The organism is Brevibacterium picturae, from assembly GCF_030453725.1.
GTDB classification, from domain to species: domain Bacteria; phylum Actinomycetota; class Actinomycetes; order Actinomycetales; family Brevibacteriaceae; genus Brevibacterium; species Brevibacterium sandarakinum_A.
Genome location: NZ_JAKDJU010000223.1, coordinates 1 through 4,234 on the forward strand (window position 1 = coordinate 1; position 4,234 = coordinate 4,234).

At 65.2% G+C, this 4,234-nt stretch carries 4 protein-coding genes and 1 pseudogene; 1 reads left to right on the top strand and 4 read right to left on the bottom strand.

Going from position 1 to position 4,234, the window contains the following annotated elements; translation table 11 throughout:
* The coding region (locus L0G76_RS14520) for an aldo/keto reductase (RefSeq protein WP_304357869.1) at positions 1–367 on the top strand (367 nt) is incomplete at its 5' end.
* A 9-nt stretch (positions 368–376) separates the two neighbouring features.
* Here L0G76_RS14520 and L0G76_RS14525 read toward each other — a convergent pair.
* The 4 genes and pseudogenes from L0G76_RS14525 to L0G76_RS14540 form a co-directional block, all read right to left on the bottom strand.
* A complete protein-coding gene (locus L0G76_RS14525) occupies positions 377–1,411 on the bottom strand; it encodes a helix-turn-helix domain-containing protein (protein WP_092104694.1) in 1,035 nt (344 codons plus the stop codon).
* A gap of 60 nt (positions 1,412–1,471) precedes the next feature.
* On the bottom strand, positions 1,472–2,653 hold the full coding sequence (gene acmB, locus L0G76_RS14530) for a methyl acetate hydrolase AcmB (protein WP_009882178.1): 1,182 nt from the start codon (positions 2,651–2,653) through the stop codon (positions 1,472–1,474).
* Between the two features lie 15 nt (positions 2,654–2,668).
* A complete protein-coding gene (locus L0G76_RS14535) occupies positions 2,669–3,628 on the bottom strand; it encodes an alpha/beta hydrolase fold domain-containing protein (protein ID WP_009882177.1) in 960 nt (319 codons plus the stop codon).
* Positions 3,629–3,731: 103 nt separating this feature from the next.
* Positions 3,732–4,234, bottom strand: a pseudogene (locus L0G76_RS14540) (Nramp family divalent metal transporter); the annotation flags it as partial.

Here is a 4,234-nt window from a genome sequence, read left to right on the forward strand (position 1 = left end):
CCTCACCGGCACGCTGACCAAGGAGCAGGTCGCCGGCGACTTCCGCGGCGGCACTTCCCGCATGGGCGAGGCGTGGGATGCCAATCAGAAGATCGTCGAGATCGTCGCCGAGGTGGCTCGACGTCACGACGCCACCAACGCTCAGGTCGCACTGGCCTGGCTCCTCCACCGCGCCGCCCAGATGGGAGTCTCCGCCGTTCCGATTCCCGGCTCGCGCAAACCCGAGCGTGCGCTGGAGAACCTTGGGGCCGTGGATCTGCGTCTCGACGCCGATGACATGACTCAGCTCGATTCCATCCGGTCATTGGTCGAGGGCAGCCGTAACATCGTCAACAATCCGACGTGGATCAGCTCCGGGAGGGAGTAGTGCCAGCCTTCAGCCCACAGGCCCGGGAAGTTCGAGGACGTGGGAGTTGCGCAGCCGCCACCTGAGCACGCTGATGCCCAACCGGGTTCTGTTGTACCCGGTGAGCGGGTCGTAGCCGAGGCAGCGAGCGAGCTGCTCGACTCTGCCCTGCACGGTGCTGTGATGGAGACCGAGGTCTCTGGCCGCCTGCCTGATCGTCGGTGCCTCGAGGACAACACGCACCGTCGACTCCGCCCAGGGTGCTTCCATGATCTCGTCGATGCGGGCGGCATCGGGGTCGACAGCGTCGGGCGATTCGGCGAGCAGTTCGACGAGGCCGCCGAAGTTCTCCGCGCGCACGAGGCCCTCCTCGGGAGGACGGCTGAGACGCAGTGCCACCACGGCGGCGCGCAGCGAACGGGGCAGGTCGCCGATCAAGCCGACGGGGCCAAGGCCAGCCGGTGTCACGGCGATGTTCTCAGCTTGGTCGGCGACGATGAGGACCTGCAGGGCGCCGTACTCGCTGGCGACGACATCGGTGGGACCGGCGGGACGTCTGTCGAAGACGGCAAACAACGGAGCGACGAGCACCCGGTACCCGTGTCCGGCCACGAGTCCGAGCCGAACCGCCGCGGCAACCCGCTCCTCGGTGGGCGCGGTGGTGTCCAATGCGAGCGCCACGTCCCGCGGAGTCTCCAGCTGCTGTCGTTCGAATCCGAACCTCACCCCGATGGCCAGGCCGAACCGTTCGAGGATGAGGTCGTCGTTCGGCAGGGCTTGCCCCTCTCTCTCGAGCCAGACCTCGGAGGCATCCGGCAGGACCAGTGCGCTCACCTCGGCGGGGCGGGCACCCGCGCCCGGGCTCCCTGACGGATCGATGCGCAGCTGTCTGCTCCTGTCGCCGTTGCGAAACCCTGCCGGGCAGCCGGCAAGGGCCGCGGCGGCCGCGGCGAGGGCACGGGAATTGACCTCGCCGACCATGAGTTCGTCGAAGCAGGCGATGACGCGCAGGCCAAGACTCGCCTGGGGGTCCAGGTTGGCTATGCGACCCAACAGTTCCTGCACGTCATCGCCTCCTTGCGGGTGTTCGTCTCATCGCGGAGTCGATTCGCACCGCGATGCGAATCAGCCCTTCAGAGCATCGTAGACCGCTGTCTCCATCTCGAGGTAGCCCCCGACCGATGCCGGGTCCGCGAAGGGGAAGATCTGCGTCGCCCAGTAGCCGCCGATGTTGTTCTCCCGATCGATCCAGTAGAAGAGGTTGGCAAGTCCCGCCCAGGCTACGGCTCCTGCCGGACGCCCGGTCGGCGCGTCCTCCTCGTTGATCATGAACGTGTACCCCCACGACTTCGGCATGCCGGGGAAGAACTCCGCATCGTTGGACAGACTCGGGATGACACCGGGCAGCATCTTCACCTTGAGATCGCCGAGGTGGTTCTTGGTGGCCAGGTCCACCGTTTCGGGGCGTAGAACGACGGTGCCATCGTCTGCCTGACCGTCATTGAGCCACATCCTGATGAACGTGAGGTAGTCGTCGACGGTCGAGAAGAGGCCGTGACCTCCCATCTCCACCTCCGGCTCGGGCAGCATGAAGTCGGTGGCGGCCAGCTGACCGTCGGTGCGCTGGTGCATCGTCGCCTGCCGCTGCCGCATCGACGCCGATGTCCGGAAGCTGCTGTCCTTCATCCCCAGCGGGTCGAGGACCCGAGTCTGCATCGCCTGACCCAGGGTGGTTCCGGTGATGCCTTCGATGACCTGACCGACCCAGTCCATGTTCGATCCGTACTCCCATTGGGTGCCTGGGTCGAAGAGCAGCGGCGTCTGCAGGGCCTGCTTGGTGCTGCTGACGATGCTCGGCTGGCCCTGCTCACGGGCAAGGCGCTCATACTTCTCGTTGAAGAAGTCGTAGCCGAATCCCGCCGTGTGCAGCAGCAGCTGCTTGGTCGTCGGTTCGCTTGCCGGAGCCCGCAGAATCGGGGAGCCATCGACGTCGAAGCCCTCGATGACCTGCACATCGGCCAGGCCGGGGGCATATTCGCGGGCCGGTGCGTCGAGGTCGAGGTCGCCCGACTCCACCAGCTGCAGAGCCACCGTGCCGGTCAGCGCCTTAGTCGTGGAGAAGATCATGAACACCGAATCGGTGGTCATCGGCTGCGGATCGTTAAGCGAGCGGACTCCTGCGGAGGTGAGACTGATCGTCTCCTTGTCGGTGGTGACTCCGGCGACGACGCCGGGGACCCCGCCGCTCTCGACCTTCTCTGAGGCCACACGAGCAACGGCATCATTGACAGCTCGGTTCTGGGACATGGTTGTGCCTTTCGGTCAGTCGGCCAGGACCTTCTCGATCCAGGCCATTCGGGTACTGATCATTCCTTGCGCAAGGTGTGTATGGGCGGCGAAGATGTCGAAGGCGTGGAAGCCTCCGGGCCAGACGTGCAGCTCCGCCTCACTGCCGTCGTTCCACAGCGCCGAGGCGTAGGCAACGGCTTCGTCGCGGAAGATCTCTGCCGAACCGACGTCAATGTAGGCCGGCGGCAGGTCGGAGAGATCGTGGGCGCGTGATGGCGCGATGTAGGGCAAGACGGCTTCTGTGCGATAGTCATCGCCGAGCATCGCCTGCCAGCCGGTCTCGTTGCTCACCCGGTCCCAGACACCGATGCCGTCGAATTGGTTGGTCGAGGCGGTGATCCCGCGATCATCGAGCATCGGGTAGATGAGCAGCTGACCGCGCAGCTTCGGACCCCCGCGGTCGCGGGCGGCGAGCGCCATCCCTGCGGCCAGTCCCCCACCGGCACTGGCGCCGGCGACGATGAGTCGGTCGAGGTCGACCCCGAGACGCTCGGCATTCTCAGCCGTCCACTCCAGGCTGGCGTACATGTCCTCACGGGCGTAGGGATCCTGGAATTCGGGGGCGAGGCGGTATTCGGGACTGATGAGGATGGCCCCGATGCGCTCGACCCAGTCGAGGTTGAGTCCGAGTGCGCTGAAGCGGTCACCGAACATCAGTCCACCGGAATGGGCGTAGACGATCGTGGGGCGGCGCCCCGTGTCACCCGCGCGCCTGAAGACCGACACGGTGATCGCCTCGCCATGGTGTCCGATCACCTGATGTTCTGAATGTTCGACACTGCGCCCCTTGAGAGTCTCCGCGAGAGGCTCGGACGCATAGGAGATGCGCATGAAATCGATGAGAGACGGGGTGATGGTCGGCGGGAAGACCCCACCGACGACGGACAGACTCGCGGCAAGTTCCGCGTCGAATCGTGACCGTCGTCGTGTCATGTCTCTAAGTATGCAGACTCCGACTCGGTGCCGCTACCGCCACGACAACGCGATTACCGATCCTTCACCCGCCAATTGTCGGGTTGGGTTTCCCAGCCTCGCCTCAGCCCAGTAGCCCCATCACCGACTCCTTGACCTGGAGGACGGCGAGGAAGCCGAACAGCAGGAAGCAGATCGTCAGCAGCACATTCGACACCTCCTTGTTCCGCAGCGCCGCCGGCACCGATGAACGGTTGAGGATGACGAGGAGCGCGATCGCGAGCACGGGCAGGATGAAGGCGCTGATCGCGGCGTAGATGAGGACCAGGGTGACCGGTTTGCCCAGCCCCATGATCACCAGTGTCGCGATGCTGAGGTAGACGATAGCCCCGCGGAACTCGATGGACTTCGCCGACATGTCGAACTCGGACTCGTCCTGATGCGGGTACCGTCGCAGCACGCGAATGCAGTCGGCGGTGACATAGGCGATGCCGGAGAATCCGCCGAGCACGCTGGTGTAGACGACGGCGAGGAAGCTGATGAGGAAGACGATTCGTCCTACTTCGCCGATGCGTGAGACCAGGCTGTCGGCGATGGCGAACAATGAGTCGTTATCAGCGATCGTGA

Bases quoted from the DNA above. Each gene is read 5' to 3' on its own strand.
- L0G76_RS14535 (WP_009882177.1), bottom strand. From the start codon at position 3,628: ATGACACGACGACGGTCACGATTCGACGCGGAACTTGCCGCGAGTCTG.
- acmB (WP_009882178.1), bottom strand. From the start codon at position 2,653: ATGTCCCAGAACCGAGCTGTCAATGATGCCGTTGCTCGTGTGGCCTCA.